The 19,903-nt window shown below is 68.2% G+C and carries 18 protein-coding genes and 1 tRNA gene; 7 read left to right on the top strand and 12 right to left on the bottom strand.

Features of this window, described 5'->3' with window-relative positions; genetic code table 11:
* Positions 1-11: 11 nt before the first annotated feature.
* Positions 12-509 carry a cupin domain-containing protein gene (locus AACH00_RS02935; protein WP_341397441.1) on the bottom strand — a complete coding sequence of 166 codons (498 nt, stop codon included), beginning with the start codon at positions 507-509 and terminating at the stop codon, positions 12-14.
* Between the two features lie 178 nt (positions 510-687).
* Here AACH00_RS02935 and AACH00_RS02930 point away from each other — a divergent pair, with 178 nt between their 5' ends.
* The 4 genes from AACH00_RS02930 (at position 688) to AACH00_RS02915 (ending at position 5,574) form a co-directional block, all read left to right on the top strand.
* Positions 688-3,378: a bifunctional acetate--CoA ligase family protein/GNAT family N-acetyltransferase gene (locus AACH00_RS02930; protein WP_341397440.1), complete on the top strand. Its 2,691-nt coding sequence runs from the start codon at positions 688-690 to the stop codon at positions 3,376-3,378.
* 79 nt (positions 3,379-3,457) lie between these two features.
* Positions 3,458-3,646: a hypothetical protein gene (locus AACH00_RS02925; protein WP_341397439.1), complete on the top strand. Its 189-nt coding sequence runs from the start codon at positions 3,458-3,460 to the stop codon at positions 3,644-3,646.
* Positions 3,647-3,757: 111 nt separating this feature from the next.
* Positions 3,758-4,201 carry a DUF3717 domain-containing protein gene (locus AACH00_RS02920; protein ID WP_341397438.1) on the top strand — a complete coding sequence of 148 codons (444 nt, stop codon included), beginning with the start codon at positions 3,758-3,760 and terminating at the stop codon, positions 4,199-4,201.
* Complete coding sequence (locus AACH00_RS02915; RefSeq protein WP_341397437.1) at positions 4,198-5,574, top strand: MATE family efflux transporter; 1,377 nt, start codon at positions 4,198-4,200, stop codon at positions 5,572-5,574. Before AACH00_RS02920 ends, AACH00_RS02915 begins: the two co-directional genes overlap by 4 nt.
* On the opposite strand, the gene AACH00_RS02910 is transcribed toward AACH00_RS02915, so the two are convergent.
* Together AACH00_RS02910 and AACH00_RS02905 are read right to left on the bottom strand one after the other, a co-directional pair.
* Positions 5,528-7,033, bottom strand: a complete 1,506-nt coding sequence (locus AACH00_RS02910) for a sensor histidine kinase (RefSeq protein ID WP_341397436.1) — start codon at positions 7,031-7,033, stop codon at positions 5,528-5,530. The two genes, AACH00_RS02915 and AACH00_RS02910, sit on opposite strands and share 47 nt — an antisense overlap.
* Complete coding sequence (locus AACH00_RS02905) at positions 7,030-7,737, bottom strand: response regulator (protein WP_423221883.1); 708 nt, start codon at positions 7,735-7,737, stop codon at positions 7,030-7,032. Before AACH00_RS02905 ends, AACH00_RS02910 begins: the two co-directional genes overlap by 4 nt.
* Before the next feature lie 182 nt (positions 7,738-7,919).
* Between AACH00_RS02905 and AACH00_RS02900 the strand changes: the two genes are divergently transcribed.
* Positions 7,920-8,153 carry a DUF2805 domain-containing protein gene (locus AACH00_RS02900; protein ID WP_341397435.1) on the top strand — a complete coding sequence of 78 codons (234 nt, stop codon included), beginning with the start codon at positions 7,920-7,922 and terminating at the stop codon, positions 8,151-8,153.
* 113 nt (positions 8,154-8,266) lie between these two features.
* On the opposite strand, the gene AACH00_RS02895 is transcribed toward AACH00_RS02900, so the two are convergent.
* From AACH00_RS02895 to AACH00_RS02870, 6 genes are all read right to left on the bottom strand, one after another.
* Positions 8,267-8,357, bottom strand: a tRNA-Ser gene (locus AACH00_RS02895).
* Between the two features lie 48 nt (positions 8,358-8,405).
* Positions 8,406-12,698, bottom strand: a complete 4,293-nt coding sequence (locus AACH00_RS02890; RefSeq protein WP_341397434.1) for an SNF2-related protein — start codon at positions 12,696-12,698, stop codon at positions 8,406-8,408.
* Complete coding sequence (locus AACH00_RS02885) at positions 12,695-13,315, bottom strand: UPF0149 family protein (RefSeq protein WP_341397433.1); 621 nt, start codon at positions 13,313-13,315, stop codon at positions 12,695-12,697. Before AACH00_RS02885 ends, AACH00_RS02890 begins: the two co-directional genes overlap by 4 nt.
* 5 nt (positions 13,316-13,320) lie before the next feature.
* Positions 13,321-14,616 (bottom strand): serine--tRNA ligase, encoded by a 1,296-nt coding sequence (gene serS, locus AACH00_RS02880; protein ID WP_341397432.1) that lies wholly within the window; start codon positions 14,614-14,616, stop codon positions 13,321-13,323.
* A gap of 110 nt (positions 14,617-14,726) precedes the next feature.
* Positions 14,727-15,710 (bottom strand): 4-hydroxy-3-methylbut-2-enyl diphosphate reductase, encoded by a 984-nt coding sequence (gene ispH / locus AACH00_RS02875; RefSeq protein WP_341397431.1) that lies wholly within the window; start codon positions 15,708-15,710, stop codon positions 14,727-14,729.
* Positions 15,710-16,153, bottom strand: a complete 444-nt coding sequence (locus AACH00_RS02870; RefSeq protein WP_341397430.1) for an FKBP-type peptidyl-prolyl cis-trans isomerase — start codon at positions 16,151-16,153, stop codon at positions 15,710-15,712. Before AACH00_RS02870 ends, ispH begins: the two co-directional genes overlap by 1 nt.
* Before the next feature lie 99 nt (positions 16,154-16,252).
* On the opposite strand from AACH00_RS02870, the gene radC reads away from it, so the two are divergent.
* The gene (gene radC, locus AACH00_RS02865; RefSeq protein WP_341397429.1) at positions 16,253-16,927 is read left to right on the top strand and encodes a RadC family protein; all 675 of its coding nucleotides are present in this window, start codon (positions 16,253-16,255) and stop codon (positions 16,925-16,927) included.
* Between the two features lie 33 nt (positions 16,928-16,960).
* The gene (locus tag AACH00_RS02860; RefSeq protein WP_341397428.1) at positions 16,961-17,611 is read left to right on the top strand and encodes a Smr/MutS family protein; all 651 of its coding nucleotides are present in this window, start codon (positions 16,961-16,963) and stop codon (positions 17,609-17,611) included.
* Between the two features lie 7 nt (positions 17,612-17,618).
* Here AACH00_RS02860 and AACH00_RS02855 read toward each other — a convergent pair whose 3' ends face one another.
* Genes AACH00_RS02855 through AACH00_RS02845 form a run of 3 tightly spaced genes read right to left on the bottom strand, consistent with a single transcriptional unit; the run spans position 17,619 to position 19,902 of the window.
* Positions 17,619-18,086: a preprotein translocase subunit YajC gene (locus AACH00_RS02855; RefSeq protein ID WP_341397427.1), complete on the bottom strand. Its 468-nt coding sequence runs from the start codon at positions 18,084-18,086 to the stop codon at positions 17,619-17,621.
* Complete coding sequence (locus tag AACH00_RS02850; RefSeq protein ID WP_341397426.1) at positions 18,080-19,219, bottom strand: glycosyltransferase family 4 protein; 1,140 nt, start codon at positions 19,217-19,219, stop codon at positions 18,080-18,082. Before AACH00_RS02850 ends, AACH00_RS02855 begins: the two co-directional genes overlap by 7 nt.
* Positions 19,216-19,902 (bottom strand): serine O-acetyltransferase, encoded by a 687-nt coding sequence (locus AACH00_RS02845; RefSeq protein WP_341397425.1) that lies wholly within the window; start codon positions 19,900-19,902, stop codon positions 19,216-19,218. Before AACH00_RS02845 ends, AACH00_RS02850 begins: the two co-directional genes overlap by 4 nt.
* Position 19,903: the final 1 nt, after the last annotated feature.

The following is a 19,903-nucleotide window of genomic DNA, read 5'->3' as shown; positions in this document are numbered from 1 at the left end:
TCGGGCTTCACTCAAGCAGCAGGCCCGCCCGTCTGGGTGGGAAACAGGCGCCGCCACAGCAGTACCAGACGTCCCGGGTGATGCAAGGTGTAGGCCTTGCGTGCGTACTTGGGCACGTGCCAGACGGCCGTGGTGCCTGCGTGGAACGTGGCGGTGTCACCGGGCTCGATCACGAATTGCCGGCCCAGGTAGGTCACTTCCACACGCCCTTCGAGCAGGTGCACGGTTTCGTCCAGGCCGAAGCGCCACTCGAAAGTCGTCGGGCCGTCGCAGGCCCACAAGCCGGTGATGGTGCGGCCGTCCGGTGAGCGCACGGTTTCCGTTGAGCGGAAGTTGGGTTGTCCGTCACGCACCCAGGCCGGGTCCACCGAAAACGCGGTGAGCGGCTTTTCAACCGCCATCAGCGAGGCCGCAGGGCTGGTGACCAGGTAATGGCCAGCCTCCCAGACCGTCACGGCCCCCAAGGCCAGTGCGGCGCCCAGCAGCCCGGCTTTCAACGACTTTTTCATGGGCCCGATTTTAAAGAGCCCCAACCGCTTTCCGCCGTCTGCCAAACCACATTGCAGACCCCAAGGTGCTGTGCGACGTGAGATTGACACGGGGCAAGTCCATCGCAATCCGACCGATCGGGCAAGCCTGCCCGGCGTATGCTGCCCGTCATCCGTTCAGCACTGAAGATTTCCAGCCGTGGACCAGCACTTCCTCACGCCGCTTTTTTCGCCTCGCTCCATCGTCGTCTTTGCGGGCGACCCCGACGCCGCCGCGCAGGCGCCGTCGCTGGCGCGGGCACTGATCGGCGAGTTGACACACAACGGCTTTGAAGGCCCGGTCACCTGGCTCGACACCGCCATGACCGGCACCTTGTCGGAGCTGGCCCATACCCGGGCTGATCTGGCCATCATCGCCTTGCCGCACGACCAGATCGAGTCTGCGCTGGAAATCGCCGGTCGCATTCGTTGCCGAGCCGGCCTGGTGCTGTCGGCCAACCTGCCGGCCACCGCCTGCGCGCGCCTGCACGCCATCGCCAGGCAATACGGCGTGCAGCTGCTGGGCCCCAACAGCCTGGGCTTTCAGCGTCCGCAACTCAAGCTCAACGCCAGCGCGGCCGGCCCGCTGGCAGCACCAGGCCCGCTCGCGCTGGTGTCGCAGTCTGGCGCGCTGACGGCGTCGATCCTCGACTGGGCCAAAGTCAACGGCGTCGGCTTCTCGGCGGTGGTTTCGCTCGGCGCCAACACGGCGGTCGACCTGGCCCAGGTGCTTGATTTCCTCGCCAACGATGGTTCGACCCAGAGCATCCTCGTCTACATGGAAGGCATCACGCACGCCCGGCGCTTCATGAGCGCCCTGCGGGCTGCCGCCTCCATCAAACCGGTGGTGGTGATGAAGGCCGGGCGCAAACCGGCGGGCAGCCATGCGGCACTGACGCACTCCGCCGCCATCGTCGGGGCAGACGACGTGTTCGAGGCCGCCCTGCGCCGCGCCGGCGTGGTGCGCGTGCGCTCGTTCACGCAGCTGTTCTCCGCGGCCAAATGCCTGGCCTCGCGCTACAAGCCGGTGGGCGAGCGGCTGGCCATCGTCACCAATGGCGGCGGCCCGGGTGTGCTGGCTGCCGACTGGGCGAACGAAATCGGCCTGGAAGTGGCACGCTTGACCGACGCCACCCGCGCCAGCCTGACGCCAAAGTTGTCGGCCCACGCCCAGTTGCACCAGGTGATCGACCTTGGCGAAGACGCCACCGCCGATCAATACCGCGCGGCCCTGGAGGCCTGCGGGCCTGATGCCAACGTCGACGGCGTGCTGGTCATCCATTCACCCAAGCCCTGCAGCGACCCGGGCGGTGACCCGGTCAGCATCGCCCAGGCCGTGGTGGACGGCACCGCCAAACTCGGCAAGCCCGTCGTGGCCTGCTGGATGGGCGATCAAACCGTGCGCGGCGCCCGCGAGGTGCTGGCCGCCCGCCCGGTGCCCAGCTTCCGCACCCCGGAAGCGGCGGTGGATGCCTTCGGCAACATTGCCAGCTTCTATCAGAACCAGCAGCTGCTGCAACAAACGCCGCCGCCGCTGTCGGCCCTGGCCACGCCCGACACCGAAGGCGCGCGCCTGTTGATCGAAGGCGTGCTGACCGAACGCCGCCGAGTGCTGACCGAGATGGAGTCCAAGGCCCTGCTGGCCGCTTTCCACATTCCGGTGACCCGCACGATGCTGGCGCGCTCACCGAACGAAGCCATGCTGATTGCCAGCCAGCTGGGTTACCCGGTGGCGCTGAAGATCGATTCGCCCGACATCAGCCACAAATCTGACGTGCAAGGCGTGGCCCTGAACGTGATGTCGGCCATGCAGGTGCGCGACACCTACAACGACATGCTGGCCAAGGTGGGCAAGGTCAAGCCGGGCGCGCGCATCAACGGCGTCACCATCCAGCCGATGAGCGGCAAGGCCCGGGGCCGTGAGCTCTACATTGGCTTGTCGACTGACGACCCGTTCGGCCCGGTGATCACCTTTGGCGCCGGCGGCACGATGATCGAGCTGATCGCCGACCGTGCGATGGAGCTGCCGCCGCTGAACCAGTTCCTGGCCCGTCGCCTGATCGAGCGCGCCCGCGTGGCCGAAACCCTTGACCACTGGCGCGGCGCACCACCGGTGCAGATGGAAGCGCTGGAGCAGGTGCTGCTACGCGTGTCGGAGATGGTGTGTGCCCTGCCGCAGCTGCGCGAGATGGACATCAACCCCATCATCGTCGACGAGGACGGTGCCGTGGCCGTGGACGCCCGCGTGGTGATTGAACACGCCGGACCACAAACCCAGGCGTACAGCCACCTGGCCATCCTGCCCTACCCGGCTGGCCTGGAGCGCGAATGGCCGATGAAGGGCGGTGACCTCTACACCATCCGCCCTGTTCAACCTGATGACGCCCAGATGCTGCAGAGCCTGGTGCGCGGCCTGTCGCCCGAGAGCCGCTACTTCCGCTTCGTGAGCTCGATGCAGGAGATGCCGGCGCGCATGCTGGCGCGCTACACGCTGATCGACTACGACCGCGAGATGGCCCTGGTGGCGGTGCACCGCACCCGGCAAGTGCAGGACGACGGCAGCTTCACCGAGACCGAACAGATCATCGGCGTCTCGCGCTACATCACCAACCCCGACCAGACGACCTGTGAGTTCTCGCTGGTGGTGGCCGATGCCTTCGGCGGCCAGGGACTGGGCTCGCGCCTGATGCTGTCGATCATGGACGTGGCGCGCAGCAAGGGCCTGCAAACCGTGGAAGGCCTGGTGCTGACGAACAACGACAGCATGCTGCGGCTGATGCGCAGCCTGGGCTTCAGCGTGGCTCCCTACACGGACGATCCAGATTTCCGGCTCTGTACCAAGCCGCTTTGAGGGTTCTCCCCCGCTGCCTGCGAGCCGGCAACGGGACTACGATCGGCCCGACGTGCAATTGCCGTTCGCGGAGGACCCCATGTTCGAAGAAATCGACGAAGGTGCTCGTGCAGGAATCTGGGTCCCGCTGGCCCTGCTCTCCCTGCTGCTGATTGGTGTGCTTGGCGGCCTGGCCGTGCAGAAACACTTCTCGAAAGCCGAGGCAGGCACCGGTGCAGCCCGAACGGCCGTGTCCACCACCGCTGCCAAAGCCCCCGCATCTCCCTGAAGCGCTGCTTGCGGGCAGAATCAAGGGCCCCATGAAGGCCACCTCCGGGTGGCCTTTTGGCGTTTCTGCGCCGGGCACTTCCCTTTCACCCAGAACCAGCAGCATCACGGCATGGCCGGCATCCACATCACCGACATCGAATCCGCCATCAACTGGTGGCGCCAGCGCCAACCGTCCACCGATGGGCTGACCGCCTGCCCCGAGGTGCGCGCGCTGGGAGAGGTGTACGCGCTGATGGTGTACTACCGCGAAACCGAAGCCGACCTGGACAGCATGCCGCCAGACGCCCGCGACGCCTGGCTGCGCTGGTACGACAGCACGCCCGACGCGCCCTGCATCGCCATCTGCTCCACCGCGCAGGGCGACCCGATCTGCAAGGGCTGCGGTCGCACCGAAGACGAAGTGCAGGACTGGCCGTTGTTCACGCCCGCCGAGAAGCGGCTGGTCTGGCGCCGCATCACGCTGGACGCCACCGCCTGGCGCTTCAACCGCTACGCCGAACGGGTGCGCGGGTCCGCCCACGGCCACACGCCTGACACCGGGACCGGCCGTTGAAGTCGCTGGTTCAGGACGCCCGGCGCATCTTGCCGCTGGCCTGGCCGGTGCTGTTCGGCCAGCTGGCGGTGCTGGCCTTCGGCACGGCTGATACCGTGCTGGTCGCCCGCCACTCTCAAGCCGATCTGGCCGCGTTCGCCGTGGGCGCAGCGGCTTACATCACCGTGTTCGTCGGCCTGATGGGCGTGGTGCTGGCGGTGTCGCCCAGCGTCGGGCAGTTTTTCGGCGCCAAGCGCCTGGAGGCGGCGGGCGAGCAGTTCCACCAGGGCTTGTGGCTGGCCGCCGGCCTGTCGGTGCTGGGCAGCACCTTGCTGATCTTTCCGCAGCCCTTCTTGTGGATGGCGCGCAGCACCCCCGACGTGGCCGCCGGTGTGCGTGGCTACCTGCTGGCCCTGGCGGTGTCGCTGCCGGCATCGCTGTTGTTCACGGCGTTCCGGGCCTTCAACACCGCCGTGTCTCGCCCGAAGGTGGTGATGTGGCTGCAAGTGGGTGGGCTGTGCGTGAAGGTGCCGTTGTCGATGGCCCTGGTGTCGGGTGTGCCGGCTTGGGGCATTCCTGAGCTCGGCGTCACGGGCTGCGGCGTGGCCACGGCCTGCGCCATGTGGGCGCAGTGGCTGTGCGCCATCGTGGTGCTGCGCAAGGACAGCTTCTACGAGAAGTTCCGGCTCTGGCATGCGGGTCTGCAGGCGCCACGGCGCGCTGCCTTGATGGACCTGCTTCGTCTGGGTATTCCGATGGGTGCCGCCATCCTGATCGAGGTCAGCGCGTTCAGCTTCATGGCGCTGTTCATCGCTCGCATCGGCACGGTCTCGGTGGCCGGCCACCAGATCGCCATGAACCTGGTCTCGATGATGTTCATGCTGCCGCTGGCCTTGGCCAATGCCACAAGCACGCTGGTGGCGCAGCGCATCGGCGCGAATGATCTGGCCGATGCGCGCCGGCTGGGCTGGCACGGTGTGTGGATCGGCACCGGCCTGGCCACGCTGGTGGCCACGGTGGTGGTGGCCGCCCGCGCGCCCATCATCGGGCTCTACACCCGAGACGCCGCCACGGCCGCCGCAGCGCTGCCGCTGCTGGCCTGGCTGGGCATCTTCCACGTCAGCGATGCGCTGCAAACCATCAGCGCCTTCGTGTTGCGCGCCTGGCGCATTGCCACCGTGCCCATGGTGATTTACGCGGGGGCCTTGTGGGGCGTTGGCCTGGGGGGTGGCTACTGGCTGGCCTTCAACGTGAGTGGGCAGGTGCCCGCTGCGCTGCAAGGGGCGCCCGGTTTCTGGGCCGCGGCCACGGCCGGCCTGCTGGTGGCCGGTGTGGGCCTGGCCGGCTTCAAGCGCTGGGTGCTGCGGCTGCCGGGCGTGTTGTCGGCAAGCTGATCACGAAGCAGCTGCCACCACCGGGCCGCTCTTCGCAGCGCACCTGCCCGCCGTGACGCTCGGCAATCTGGCGCACCAGCGCCAGGCCCAGGCCCACGCCGCCTTCACGCTCGGCATGGCCGGGCATCCGGTAAAACGGCTCGAAGATGCGTTCACGCTCGTCCACCGGCACACCGGGGCCTTGGTCGCAGATGCGCACCAGCACCTCACCGGCAGCACCGGTTGACACGCTGGCCTCGATGCCTTCGCCGGCATAGCGGCGGGCGTTCTCCAGCAGGTTGCGCACCGCGCGGCGCAGCAGGCGGTCACTGCCCTGCACCGTCAGCGCTTCGCCCTGGGCGGTGGCACCGACGCGCGACGCTTCTTCGGCCAGCAACCCCAGCAAATCCACCGGCTCGGACAACTCCATCGGCGCATCCGCCTGCAGGCGGCTCGACAACAGCACCTCTTCCACCAGCGCATCGAGCTCGGCGATGTTGGTGTTGATCTCCAGCTGCAACTTGGTCACCAACGCGGGCGGTGCGTCGTCCAGCATGGCCACGGCCATCTTCAGACGGGCCAGCGGCGAACGCAGCTCGTGACTGGCATTTGCCAACAAGGCCTGGTTGGACTGGATCAGTGCGGCAATGCGGTCAGCGGCCCGGTTGAAGCTGGCTGCCACTGCTGCCACCTCATCGCGCCCGGTAGCATCCACCCGGTGCTCCAGCACGCCCGAGCCAAATCGCTCGACGCCTTGCTTCAGCTTCTCCAGCCGCCGGGTGATGCCGCGCACAACCGGGTAGGCGCCACCAGCCACGGCCAGAAACAGCAAGACCAGCAAGGCCGCCAGGCCCAGGCCGGCCGGCCACTCGCGGGGGAACATCATGGGCCCCATCAAGGTCCGGGGTGGACGATCCATCCGGTCGAAGCGCTGCAGCTCTTCCGGACGGCCCGAGGCCCCGGGCGGGCGGTCCATCGGCCCACCACGGTCCACCGGCCCTCGGCCAGGTCCTGCGTCCGGGCCTGGGCGGCCATTCGGCCCGCCAGGCCCGCCCGGCCCGCCGCGGCCAAATTCATCATTGAAGCCCCGGCCGAATACCGGCCGCATCATCCACAGCACGCGGCCGTCACTCATCTTGAATGAAGTGGCGGTGGAGCCTTCGTCGGCCGTGTGCTCACGGCGCAGGTAGCTGTCGGACGCGGCCACGCGCTGGCCGATGTTGTTGTCGAGCGCCAGCGGCAAGCGCAGCCGGCGCGACCAATCCTGGATCGCCTTTGCCTGCACGTCTGCCGGCGCCTCGGCCTCCGGCAGCGAGTTCTGGATCAGATCACCCCAGCTCGACAACCGCTCCAGCAGCTGTGCCTCGGCCTGCGCCCGCTCTTCCTTGATGTGGCGCTCGACCACCCACCCCGTCACCGAAGCGAACAGGGCCAGGGCCACCACCACCGTGAGCCAGATGCGCAGGTAAAGTGATTTCACTCCACGTCCTGCTTGCGGGCAAACACATAGCCCGTGCCACGCACCGTCAGCACCCGCTTGGGGTTCTTCGGATCGTCTTCAATCACCGAGCGGATGCGCGAGATATGCACGTCGATCGAGCGATCGAAAGCATCCACCGGATGGCCCTTGAGCGCGTCCATGATCTGATCGCGGCTCAGCACCCGGCCGGGGCTTTGCGCCAGCACCACCAGCAATTCGAACTGGTGTCCGGTGAGGTCGCAACGCTGGCCATCCAGGCGGGCTTCACGCGCGCCCATGTCGATCTCCAGGCGGCCGAACTGCAGCACGTCATCACCGGCAGGCTCCGGCGCCGAGCGGCGCAGCAAGGCCTTCACACGGGCCAGCAATTCGCGGGGCTCAAACGGCTTGGGCAGGTAGTCATCGGCACCGATTTCAAGGCCGATGATGCGGTCCATCGGCTCGCCCCGGGCCGTCAGCATCAGCAGCGGCAGGCGGCGGGTGCGCGCGTCAGAGCGCAATTCACGGGTCAAGTCGAGCCCGTCGCCATCGGGCAGCATCAGGTCGAGCACCAGCGCGTCGTATTGCCCGGCGCGCAGGCGCTCACGGCCGCTGGCCAGTGAGCCTGCCGTGTCCACATCAAAACCGTGAGCCCGCAGGTAGTCGCCCACCATGCCGGTCAGGCGTGCATCGTCGTCAATCAGCAGGACTTTGGCTGGCAGCATCTCAACGGCGGCAGCGGCGCTGGCCACGGCCCAGCGCCCCATGCGGGCCCCTTGCGAGTAAATCGTCATCGTAACGTTCCTTCAGGTAGGCGTTGCGACATCGTCGGGGTCGCGCGTCAACTGGGCTTGGCGGCCCCGTAAAGTTATGTGAACGGCACCGCTGGGTGACGGACAATCGGGCCATGGCCAAACCTGCTCCCCGTCTCACCCCCGATCAAATCGCCCGGGTCATTGCCACCGCCTGGGATGACCGCCCGCCCTTCTACCAGGTCATGCTGCAGCACGGCGTGTCTCACGGCCAACTGGTTCAGCTGCTCAAGCGCGAACTCACGCCCAACGCCTTCAAGCTGTGGAAACAGCGCACCGAAGGCGGCCCTGCCGGCGCACCGGTGGCCAAGCGGCCGCGTGGGCGCTGACTGGCGCACCAGTCGATGCATTGAAGGATGTGGTGGCTGGGCGTTGAGCCCGGCAGCCACATCTGAACGGACAAAACAAAAAGCCCAAGCGATTGCTCGCTTGGGCTTTTTTCTGGCGGAGAGGGAGGGATTCGAACCCTCGGTACGGGGATACCGTACGCCTGATTTCGAGTCAGGTACATTCGACCACTCTGCCACCTCTCCTGAAAAGGTGCACCCGTGTGGTCACTGGGTGAAGCCTTGCATTCTAGCTTAAGTTTCCGGGGTTTTGTCAAACCTCTGCGCAACTTCTTGATCGTCACGCATCAAGGCCAGCAGTTCGGCGGCGGCGGGGGCCGGGCTGACGCCTGAATCATCCAGGATGCTGTCAGCCAGAGCACGCTTGTTCTGGTGCAGGCTCAGGATGCGTTCTTCCAGCGTGCCCTGGTGCACCAGCCGGTATACCGTGACTGGCCGCTGCTGGCCGATGCGGTGGGCGCGGCCGCTGGCCTGGTCTTCGGCCGCCGGGTTCCACCACGGGTCGGCAATCACCACATAGTCGGCCACGGTCAAGTTCAGGCCGAAACCACCCGCCTTCAAGCTGATCAGGAACAGGCTGCCCTCACCGTTCTGGAAAGCTTGCACGCGCCGCGTGCGCTCGGCTGCCGGCGTGCTGCCGTCGAGGTACTGGTAGGTGATGCCGGCGTCGTCCAGCGGCTCACGCAACAAACCAAGGAAGTCGACGAACTGGCTGAATACCAGCGCCTTGTGGCCGTTGGCCATCAGCTCGGCGGCCAGTTCACCAAAGGCCTGCACCTTCGCGCCCCGCTGCCCCAGCGCCGGGCTGACCAGACGCGGATCACATGCTGCCCGCCGCAAGCGGGTCAGACCGGCCAGGATGTTGAGGTGGGCCTGGCCCGGTGCGTCGCCCTTGAGCGAGCGCTCGGCGGCGATCAGCGCCTCGCGCCGCAGCGCTTCGTAGTGCGCGCGCTCGGACTCATCGCTTTGCACCTGCAGCACCAGCTCGGTTCGCGGCGGCAGGTCTTGCAGCACCTGCGCCTTGGTGCGGCGCAGGATGAACGGCGCGATCAGGCGGCGCAGTGTTCGCCGCGCCGTGCGGTCGTCCTGTCGCTCGATCAGCGCGGCAAAGCGTTCATTGAACCGCGGCAAGGTGCCCAGCAGACCGGGGTTGCAGGCCTGCATGATCGACCAGAGCTCGCCGAGGCGGTTCTCGATCGGCGTACCCGACAGCGCCAGCCGGAAATCTGCGTGCAGCTCAAACACCGCCTGGCTGCGCTTGGCAGCGGCGTTCTTGATGGCCTGCGCTTCGTCGAGCACCAGCGTGTGCCAGGTGCGCGAGGCAAACGCCGCCGCGTCGATCTGCAGCATCGGGTACGACACCAGCACCACATCGCCGGGGCCGAGGTGTTCCAGCGCAGCGGCCCGGTCACCAGGGCCACCCGCGTCGGCATACAGGGCCATGCGCAAGGACGGCGCGAAGCGGCCGCCCTCGGCCTGCCAGTTCCCCAGCAATGAAGTGGGCGCCACCACCAGCGTGGGGCCACCGGCCGCACGCGCCAGCATCACGGCCAGTGCCTGCAAGGTTTTGCCCAGGCCCATGTCGTCGGCCAGGCAGGCGCCCAGGCCAGCGTGGGCCAGGCGCATCGCCCACTCGAAACCTTCTTCCTGGTACGGCCGCAATTCGGCCTGCAAGGTCGACGGCAAGGCTGGCACCACGCGGCGCGCGCTGTCCAGGCGCTCCAGCCGCAGGGCGAAGCCTGCGTCGTGCTCCACCTGCGCGCCCTCACCCACCTGCTGCAGCCACGGCGCGGCCACACCGGGCAGCCGCAACTCGTCCAAGGTCTGGTTGGCCTTGCCGTGGGTGGCGGCCAGCGTCGAGATTTCAGCCAGCCGCTCGCGCAGCTCTTCGGTCAGGGCGACGAACCGGCCTTCGCCCAGCGGCATGAAGCGGCTGCCGCCCTTGCCGGCAAATTCCAGCAGCTGCTGCAAGCTGAGCACCAGCGACTCATCCACCTTCAACTCGCCCTGCAGGCCCAGCCAGTCTTGCTTGGTGCGCACCTTGAGCGTGAGGTCGCCCAGCGCGGCGCGCTCCACCCGCACGGGCCGGCCTTGCGGCCAATCGAGCGCGGCCACGGCGTGGTGCTGGTGCAGTACCTCCAGCAATGCCAGCGCCTCGTCGGGCGTGTCCACCAGCCATTCGCAGGGCGCCGCCGGGCCGCGCAGATCGAGCATCGGGCACAGCGCCAGCAGGTCGTCCACATGACGCCGCTCCAGGGCCAGGTCACGCTGCACCGACAGCAGCTCACCACCCAGCGTCATCACCAGATGCGCGCGGCCGTTGCCCGGCACCAGACGTGGCCCGTCGGTGGCGTGCTCAGCGCCGTAGGGTGCAGCCACCAGCCGCAGTTGCAGGCCGGCACCCACGGGCGCCAACTCGGCCCTCAGGCGATGCTCTGCAGGCACCTCACGGGCATGGCCCTGGCCGCCTGCGGCACCGGCTTCATCCGCCTGAATGCGGAACTGGCTGCCCAATGCGGCCAGCACCTGTTGCAGCTGCTCTGCGCCATGGCGCGGCACGGTCAGGCCTTCGGTGCCCAGCAGCTGGGCCACCTTGCGCTGCGCCGCGTTCAGGCGCACCAAGCGGGCCCGGCCGGCGCCTTCGCGCACCACGGTGATGGCACGCAGCGCGTCCAGCTCTTTCTGCTGCGCCGGGCTGGCGCCCCAGCGCGGCGTCGCGTCTTCGGCCGGCACGTGCATGGCGGGCACCATGCGCACGCGCAGCAGGCCGGCGTCGTCATGCACTTCCAGCTCAGGACCGGCTTCCTGCAAGTCGATGAATTGCTCCGGCGCATCAGCCATCACCAGACACGGGTGTGCCACCAGCGCGCCAATGGCTGCTGCCAGATCCAGCCGGGGCTGTCGGCCCAGGGTGTCTTGCCGGATGCAGCGCGCAACTGCGGCATCGGCCGCGGTCAGTGCTTCGGCAGTGCGCATCAAGCGTTGCAGCGGCACGGGCTTGGGCTTGCCCCAGCCGCGCGCGCCTTGCGTTTGTTCGGTGGCTTCGATCTCGTCCACGCCACCCCGGTCGTCCAGGCTCAGCACCCACACCAGGCGGGTCGGGTTCTGCGCAGTCGTGGCGGGTTGGGCTTCTTGCGCCACGGCGGCTTGCAGCGCGCTCAGCGCCACCTGCCAGCGCTCTTGCCGCGCCGGCACAAAGAAACCAGCCGGTGCGCCTTCGCCGGCCATCACCAGCATGGCGGCATCGAGCTGCGCAACCAGGCCGTCCAGGCCGGCAGCTTGCAGACTTTCTTTCAGGCGGCGGGCGTTGTCGGCGTCGTGGGCGCCCATCGGCTCGGGCAACACGCCTTCCTTGAGCCAGGCCCGCATCAGCCAGCGCCAGAAGTCCAGCGGCGACACCGTCTGGCGCCAGCCGCCCGGAGGCAGAAAGGGTTGTGGATCACGCGGCTTGTCGCCCAGGCGCTGCTGCACGGCCAGCGCCACAAAGCCCCACGGGCTGTCGAGCACCGGCTCACGCTTGCCACCTTCAGCCAGGCAGTACTTCAGCGCCTGCTGCCAGCGCCCCGGCTCGGGGCGCGCCAGGCTGCTCAAGGCATGCCACAGGGCGATGTTGTCGGGCAGCAGCCGGCGGCGCAAGCCGGTGGCCTTGCGCAGCGCTGGCAGGGCGGCGTCAAAGCCGGCATCGGCGGCGTCCCAATCGGCACGCCGGGCGCTGGCCGCGGCCAGAAAGGCCTGAATGCGCGACGGCCAGGCCACCGCGTCGTCAGGCGCATCGGCCTGCTGCGACAGGGGTTGCAGCGGCTCCAGCGTGGCGGCCACGCCGTCCACACGGTCCATCAACAGCAGCGCTTCGGCCCACAGCCAACGCAGCGGCGCGGAGGCGGCACTCACATCGGCGCGCAGGCGGTGTTCAACCAGCGCCAGCAGGGGCAAGCCCGGCGGCAAGCGCCAGCCCGCACACAACGCTGCCAGGCCCAGCTGCAGTTGCACGGTCTGCAAGGCCGGGTGCAGGCGCTCGAACAAGGCCTCGTCCAGCACGTCGCCGATGGCCAGATCAAGCAGTTCGTCAATGGGGGCCGATTGCCATGGCAGGCAGGTGGCCAGCCGCTGGATCTGCTCGGGCGATGCGCCGCCGAGGGCGTCCAGCCGCAGCCGCGCCAGCGCTGCTTCGTGGTGCGGCATCGGGCTGCCTTCGCGGTAGCCGTCGGCCTGCGCCAGGGCTTGTCGCAAGGCGGGCAAGGGATGGCGCGCGTGCAGGTCCAGCAGGGCTGCGGGCAACACGTGCGGGGCGATGCGCCAGTAGCCGGGGCGGCGCTCGGCCTCTTCCAGCCAGCCGGCCGCGTTCAGGCGGCCGAGAGCGTCACGCAGCAAGTCATGGCTGGGGCGCTGCTGGCCCGCAGGCAGCAATGCCGGGTGCAGCAGCAGGTCATGCAGCCAGCGCGTGGTGCGGTAGGTGCCGCCCAGCGCCAGCGCCGCCAGCAGCATGCGCTCATCAGGGCGCAGCGCGGCCAGCGGCAGGCCGCTCATGCCGGCGCTTGGCCGCGTTCCAGCAGCAGCATCACGGCATCGGCAGCCGCACGGCTGAGGTCATTGCACACCGTGGGGTCAGACAGGTCAGCACCCGCGTCGGCATCCACCTCACCGCCCAGCAGGGCGATGGGCACCAGCGCCGGGCCGATCTGTGCGTCGTCGAACAGCGGCGCCCAGGCCTCGGGGTCGAGGTCGGTTGCCTGCAGGAAGCCGGTGCACCAGTCGGATGCATCCGCCAGTTCTTCGTCGCCTTGCTCGGCCACGCTGAACACCGGCTGCCAGTCGTCCGGCGAATCGCGCAGCGTGCAGGCCAGCGCCTGCAGGTGGCGCAGCACCATCACGACCGTGCGCTTGCGCTTCTGGTTGCTGGCGAACGGCGCCGGGCCGTCGCCTTCCGGGTCACCACCCCAGATGGCGGGCAGCCAGTCGGCGGTCGGCAGGGTGTCGAGCACCTTGGACGGGCCGATCAGCAAGGCGGTGAGGTAGCCGTCCATGCCGTCCAGCGACATGGCGCCGTCCACCGGCAGACTGAGCAGCAGCTCGTCGAGCGCTTGCAGCTCGTCGTTGCTCAGCGGGGTGTTCGGGGATTGGCGGTCGAACTGAGGGTATTGCATGGGGTTCAGGCCTTCAGCAGCTCAAGGCCGCCCAGGTAGGGCCGCAGAGCGGCCGGAATGCGGATCGAGCCGTCAGGCTGCTGGTGGTTTTCGAGCACGGCCACCAGGGCGCGGCCCACGGCCAGGCCCGAACCGTTGAGGGTGTGGACCATCTCGGTCTTGCCCTGGGCGTTCTTGTAGCGGGTCAGCATGCGGCGGGCCTGGAAGGCCTCGCAGTTCGAGCACGAGCTGATCTCGCGGAAGGTGTTCTGTGCGGGCACCCACACTTCGAGGTCATAGGTCTTGGCAGCGCCAAAGCCCATGTCGCCGGTGCACAGGGTGAGGACGCGGTAAGGCAGCTCCAGCTTCTGCAGGATGGCCTCGGCGTGACCGACCATCTCTTCCAGCGCGGCGTCGCTTTGATCCGCCGCGACGATCTGCACCATCTCGACCTTGTCGAACTGGTGCTGGCGGATAAGACCGCGGGTGTCGCGGCCGGCCGAGCCCGCTTCCGAGCGGAAGCACGGGCTGTGCGCGGTGAGCTTGATCGGCAGCTGATCGGCAGCCAGGATCTGCTCACGCACGCTGTTGGTCAGCGAGATTTCCGAGGTGCTGATCAGGTACTGCTCAGCTTGCTGATCGTCACCGCCGCGCAGCACCCAGAACATGTCTTCCTTGAACTTCGGCAGCTGGCCCGTGCCTTCCAGCACTTCGCGGTTGACGATGTACGGCGTGTAGCACTCGGTGTAGCCGTGTTCGGTGGTCTGCACGTCAAGCATGAACTGCGCGAGCGCACGGTGCAGGCGGGCCGCCGGGCCCTTCATGAAGGTGAAGCGCGAGCCCGAGAGCTTCGCGCCGGTCTCGAAATCGAGACCCAGCGGAGTGCCCAGATCAACGTGGTCCTTCACGGTGAAGTCGAAGCTGCGCGGCGTGCCCCAGCGGCGCACTTCCACGTTGCCAGTTTCGTCGGCGCCCACGGGCACACCTTCCTGCGGCAGGTTGGGGATGCTCATCAGCATGCCGGCGAGTTCGCTCTGGATGGCTTCGAGGCGCTCAGCGCCGGCCTTCTGCGCGTCACCGATGCCGCCGACTTCCGCCATCTCGGCCGAAGCGTCTTCGCCCTTGCCCTTCTTCATGCCGATCTGCTTGGACAGGGCATTGCGCCGGGCCTGCAGCTCTTCGGTGCGCATCTGCAGCGCCTTGCGCTCGCCTTCCAGGGCCGTGAAGCGGTCCACGTCCAGGAATGGTTGGGGGTTCTTGCGGGTTTCAAGGCGTGCCACCACGGCGGCCAGGTCGCGACGCAGCAAGGTCAGATCCAGCATGCTCAACTTTCGAAAAATCAGTTCAGGAATTCAGCCCCGCGCACCAGCGGCGACCAGGGGCCATTCAGAGAGCGGCAGGGCTTGCACAGCCCTGCCGCGGGCCGTGACACTCAGCTGCCGGATCGGCGGGCGGCGAATTCAGCCATCGACTTGTCACCCAGGCCCATCGGCAGCGGGAACTCGATGGTCTCTTCCACACCCGGCATGCGGCGGATGCCCACGGCACCCAGCGCGCGCAGCCGCTCGATGACCTGCTGCACGAGCACGTCAGGGGCCGAGGCGCCGGCGGTCAGGCCCACGCGCGGGCGGCCTTCAAACCATTCGGCCTTCAGATCGTCGGCCGAATCGACCATCCACGACGGCGTGCCCAGGCGCTCCGCCAGTTCGCGCAGACGGTTGCTGTTCGAGCTGGTGGGGCTGCCCACCACGATGACCACGTCCACCTGCGGTGCCAGCACCTTGATGGCGTCCTGGCGGTTCTGGGTGGCGTAGCAGATGTCCTGCTTCTTCGGCTCACGAACCTGCGGGAAACGGGCCTTCACAGCCGTCAGGATTTCCGCGGCGTCGTCCACGCTGAGCGTGGTCTGCGTGACCACCGCCAGCCGGTCCGGGCGCGTCACCGGCGCGTGGGCCACATCGGCCACGTCTTCCACCAGGAAGATGCCCTCGTGGAGCTGGCCCATCGTGCCCTCCACTTCCGGGTGGCCCTTGTGGCCGATCATGATGAACTCATAACCCTCTTTCGAGAGCTTGGCCACTTCCACGTGCACCTTGGTGACCAGCGGACAGGTGGCATCAAAGACATTGAAGCCACGCTCTGCCGCCTCGGCCTGCACGGCCTTCGACACGCCATGCGCCGAGAAGATCAGCGTGGCGCCCGGCGGCACGTCGGAGAGCTCTTCGATGAAGATCGCGCCCTTGGACTTCAGGTCGTTGACGACGTACGTGTTGTGCACGATCTCGTGGCGCACGTAGATCGGCCGGCCGAACTTGACCAGCGCGCGCTCGACGATCTCGATGGCGCGGTCAACGCCGGCGCAAAAGCCGCGCGGCTCGGCCAGCAGAATTTCACCCTGGGCTTGAATGTCACTCATCACAGCACCCCGATCACCTGAACCTCGAAGGTCACCGGCTGGCCGGCCAACGGGTGGTTGAAATCAAACTCAAGCCAGCCATCGCCCACCGCACGCACCACACCGGCAAAGCGGCCAGCGCCGTCGGGCGTGGGGAACTCCACCACGTCGCCGACGTTGTATTCGGCCTCGCGGTCGCCCATCTGGTCGAGCACGCTGCGCTTCAGGCGCTGGATCATGTCCGGGTTGCGGTCACCAAACGCTTCGCCCGGTGCCAGGTCGAAGCTGGTGCGCACGCCCTCTTCCAGGCCCAGCAAACGGGCCTCGATGGCAGGGGCGAGCTGGCCCGCACCCAGGGTCAAGGTGGCGGGCTTGTCGTTGAAGGTGGTGACCACATCGGCCCCATCTGGACCGGCAAGGCGGTAGTGCAGGGTCAAGAAGGACCCCGTCTGAATGGTGTTCACAGAACGATGCCTAGGCTGCTACTCTGACCTTGATTTTACGGGTCGGCCCACGCAGGCCGGAGCACCAGCCGGTGCGCCACTCGAAATTCAGGGAGAAACATGAGCCTCAAAGACCTTCCGGCGGCCCTTCGGCCCCGGGAAAAGCTGTTGACGCACGGCCCCGCCGCCCTGGCGGACGCCGAATTGCTGGCCCTGCTGCTGCGGACCGGCATGAAGGGCAAAGGCGTGCTGGCCCTGGCCGACGAGCTGCTGACCCGGTTCCACGGTTATGCCGGACTGCTGCACCGGCAGGCCGATGACTTCCGGCAGATCAAGGGCCTGGGACCGGCCAAGCGGGCCGAGCTGGCCGCCGTGATCGAGATGGCCCGGCGCGCACTGGCCCAGCAGCTTGAGCGCGGTCCGGTGTTTGATTCCCCGGCGCGGGTGAAGGAATTCGTGGCGCTGCGCCTGGGCGGTCAGCAGCGCGAGGTGTTCGGCGTGATCTACCTCGACAGCCAGCACCGCATGCTGGAGTGGTGCGAGCTGTTCCACGGCACCCTGACGCAAACCAGCGTGTATCCGCGTGAGGTGGTGCGGCAGGCCATGGCGCTGAACGCGGGCGCGGTCATCCTGGCCCACAACCACCCATCCGGCCTGGCCGAGCCCTCCCGGGCCGACGAGCACCTGACGCAGGCCCTGAAGGGCGCATTGGCCATGGTCGATGTGCGGGTACTTGACCACCTGGTGGTAGGCGCCGGTTGCGTGGTGAGCCTGGCCGAGCGCGGCTTGATGTGAAGCGGCACAATCGGCGCCTTGCCGAGCCCGCCCGTGAAAAAGCCTCCCCTCCACAGCCTTGCCGATCTGGGCGCCCTGCGCGACGACATTCGCCGTCAGCAGGCGCTGGAAGCCGAGCGCCGTGCGCTGGCGGCGGCCGAAGCAGCCCGGCTGGCGCGTGAGCAGCAGCTGTTCAGCCTCACCGTCGGCGCAGTGCGACCCGTCAAGGTGGCGCCCATCGCCAACATCCAGCGCCCGCAGCCCACGCCCGAGCCGCGCCAGCGCATCGCTGATGAGCTGGCCGCACTGCACGAGGCGCTGTCAGACGAAGTTGATGTGGAATCGCTGCTGCTGACCGACGACGGCCTGAGTTTTCGCCGGCCCGAGGTGAGCCTGGATGTGGTGGCCAAGCTGCGCAAGGGTCATTGGTCGATCCAGCAACAGCTGGACCTGCACGGCCTGCGGCGCGATGAAGCGCGGGAGGCGCTCTCCGAGTTCATCCGCCTGACCCACCAGCAAGGCCAGCGTTGCCTGCGCGTGGTGCACGGCAAGGGCCACGGCTCGCCGGGCAAAGAGCCGGTGCTAAAAGCCAAGGTGCAGCGCTGGCTGGCGCAGCGGCAGGAAGTGATGGCGTTTGCCCAGGCGGCCGGGCCGCAAGGCGGCGCGGGCGCGCTGATCGTGCTGCTGGCGGGGCGCACGCGCTGAGGCGCCCTCAGCCCTCGTCCAGCCCCCGGCCACGGCCCTGACGGCCCGCCTTGCCCGGCCCGGCCGGTGGCAGCACCAGGTCGTCCGGCCACGGCGCCAAGCCCAGCAGGCTCCGCACATCGGCGCGCAGCAAGCCCACCAGCGGCTGAACATCAGGAATTTGGCCAGCGGCCAGCGCCCGTGCCGCCTCTGCAGCCAGCGCCACCTGCGGCAGATCACCAAACAGCAGCACCTCGGCCAGGGCTTCTTCCATCTGGCGGCCATCCGCCGCAGAAGCCGGCGTGAACGAGCCTGCCAGCGCGCGGCATGCGCCCAGCAAGGCGCGCAGACGCTCCTGCTTCTGGCGGGCTTCGGCCTGCCGGTCCCCGCGCAAGCGGTTGAGGGCCCAGAGCCGCACTGCCAGCACCACCAACGCCACGGTCAGCGACAGGCCGATCGTCACGCCCACGGTGGTTGGATCCAGTTCTTTCAACATGGGCGTTGAATGTAGGCCTTCAGCGCATTCACGAACACATCGGCCGAAGCCTGCCAGCTGAACTGGGCAGCCTGGGCCGGCCCGCGGGCCGCCAATTCACGCGCCAGGTCGGGCTCACGCAAGAGCCGCAGGATCTGCGTGGCGATGTCTGCCGGGCGGCTCGGGTCGGCCACCAGGGCCACATCACCCGCCACTTCGGCAAGCGCGGTGCCCGTGCTGGTGACCACCGGCACACCACTGGCCATCGCCTCGGCCACCGGCATGCCAAAGCCTTCAGCAAAGCTCGGGTACACCACGGCGCGGGCATGGCGCAACAACGCCGGCAAGGCCTGATCGCCCACCCGGTCGAGAAAGCGCACCTGCCCGTCCAGGCCAAGGCGCTGCACCTCGGCTTGCACTTGCTCGAAGACAGCGGCGTCGCGCTGGCCGACGATCACCAGCGGCAAGCGCTCGGCCGCCGGCAGCAAGGCATAGGCGCGCAGCAGGCCGAGGTGGTTCTTGCGCGGCTCGATGCGGCCCACGGTGAGCAGATAGCCGCCGGGCACCAGGCCCAGGGCCGCCAGCTCAGCTTCGCCGCCGGGCGCCGGGTGAAAGCGCTGCAGGTTCACGCCATTGCCGGTCACGGCCACGCGCTCGGCGGGCCAGTCGTAGTGGCGGGCAATTTCACTGCGCGAGAACTGGCTGACCGTGAACATCAGGCGCGATTGCCGCACGGTGCGGCGCGCCGTCCAGCGGGCCATGCGCACGAAGCCGGGCGTGAAGAACTGCGGGTGGGTTTCGTAGAGCGTGTCGTGGATCGTGCAGGCCAGCGGCCCGGCCGGCCACACCGGGCCACGATACTGCACGTGCAGCAAATCCAGCCGGTGGCTGCGCTGGGCCGCCGCCAACTGCCAGCCCAGGCGCCACAGGCCGTTGCGGTGCGGCATGGCCTCGCACTGCACATTGGGCGCGCGGAAGGCCTCGGCTTCGTTTCGCAGGGCTTCGGGGTTGGCAAGCAGAAAGACAAAATCCACCTCGGGCAGGCGCGGAATCACCTCCCGGTACAAGCCCAGCAGGTGGGATCGACTGCCCTGAAACAGGCCGTCGACGGTGTGGGCATCTACCCCGAGGCGAAAACGAGCGGGTGCGTTCATGCCGCGCCCGATGGCGGCTCTTCCGGCCGTGCCGATGGCGTCACCGGCCCGGCGCCATCCAGGATCACGCGTGGCCGCGCCCACATCACCAGCGCACCGTCCGGCACATCGAAGGTCACCAGCGCGCCAGGCCCCACCTTCACGCCGTTGCCCACCCGCACCGGGCCCAGCACGCGCGCGCCAAAAGCCAGGTTCACGTCGTCGCCCGACACTGAATAACCGGGGCCGCCGCCGATGTCCTCAGGCCCGAAGCCACCACCAAAGCCACCGCTGCCCTGGATGATCATGCGGGCGCCCACCTTGCCGAAGATGTAGACGCCCGTGGAGTGCGCAATCAAGGCCGAGTGGCCGATCTGCGAAGTGGGCGGCAGTTCAGCCCGCGTCAGGTACATCGCGAACAGGGCGATCAGCCGGGCGGCCCAGCGCCAGTTGTTCAACAGGCACCAGCGCGAAATGCGGTGCCAGAGCAACGCCTGGAAACCGGGCAGCAGCGAGAAGTAGACGCGGTGACTGAAGGAGTCCGGCCGCTGGAGGTGGCGGCAGAGACGGTCGAGGTCCGTGCGGATCAGCGCGCGGGTATCGCGCCAGCGGCGCTCGTCGTAGTGGCGGTCCAGCGATGACGCAGCGGTCTTGGCCGCCGGGGGTGCAGCGGGCTGTGAGGCTTCAGGATGGGAGGTGGTCATG

The sequence above is a fragment of the Ideonella margarita genome (assembly GCF_038066635.1).
Taxonomy (GTDB): domain Bacteria; phylum Pseudomonadota; class Gammaproteobacteria; order Burkholderiales; family Burkholderiaceae_C; genus Ideonella; species Ideonella margarita.
This window is presented reverse-complemented; position numbering and strand designations above follow the sequence as displayed.

Coding starts and splice junctions, on each gene's coding strand:
- AACH00_RS02890 (WP_341397434.1), bottom strand. CDS start 12,698: ATGAGCGGCCTGCCGCTGGCCGCGCTGCGCCCTGATGAGCGCATGCTG.
- AACH00_RS02885 (WP_341397433.1), bottom strand. CDS start 13,315: ATGCAATACCCTCAGTTCGACCGCCAATCCCCGAACACCCCGCTGAGC.
- AACH00_RS02905 (WP_423221883.1), bottom strand. CDS start 7,737: ATGCTGCCAGCCAAAGTCCTGCTGATTGACGACGATGCACGCCTGACC.
- ispH (WP_341397431.1), bottom strand. CDS start 15,710: ATGAGTGACATTCAAGCCCAGGGTGAAATTCTGCTGGCCGAGCCGCGC.
- AACH00_RS02845 (WP_341397425.1), bottom strand. CDS start 19,902: ATGACCACCTCCCATCCTGAAGCCTCACAGCCCGCTGCACCCCCGGCG.
- radC (WP_341397429.1), top strand. CDS start 16,253: ATGAGCCTCAAAGACCTTCCGGCGGCCCTTCGGCCCCGGGAAAAGCTG.
- AACH00_RS02850 (WP_341397426.1), bottom strand. CDS start 19,219: ATGAACGCACCCGCTCGTTTTCGCCTCGGGGTAGATGCCCACACCGTC.
- AACH00_RS02920 (WP_341397438.1), top strand. CDS start 3,758: ATGGCCGGCATCCACATCACCGACATCGAATCCGCCATCAACTGGTGG.
- AACH00_RS02935 (WP_341397441.1), bottom strand. CDS start 509: ATGAAAAAGTCGTTGAAAGCCGGGCTGCTGGGCGCCGCACTGGCCTTG.
- AACH00_RS02900 (WP_341397435.1), top strand. CDS start 7,920: ATGGCCAAACCTGCTCCCCGTCTCACCCCCGATCAAATCGCCCGGGTC.
- serS (WP_341397432.1), bottom strand. CDS start 14,616: ATGCTGGATCTGACCTTGCTGCGTCGCGACCTGGCCGCCGTGGTGGCA.
- AACH00_RS02925 (WP_341397439.1), top strand. CDS start 3,458: ATGTTCGAAGAAATCGACGAAGGTGCTCGTGCAGGAATCTGGGTCCCG.
- AACH00_RS02855 (WP_341397427.1), bottom strand. CDS start 18,086: ATGTTGAAAGAACTGGATCCAACCACCGTGGGCGTGACGATCGGCCTG.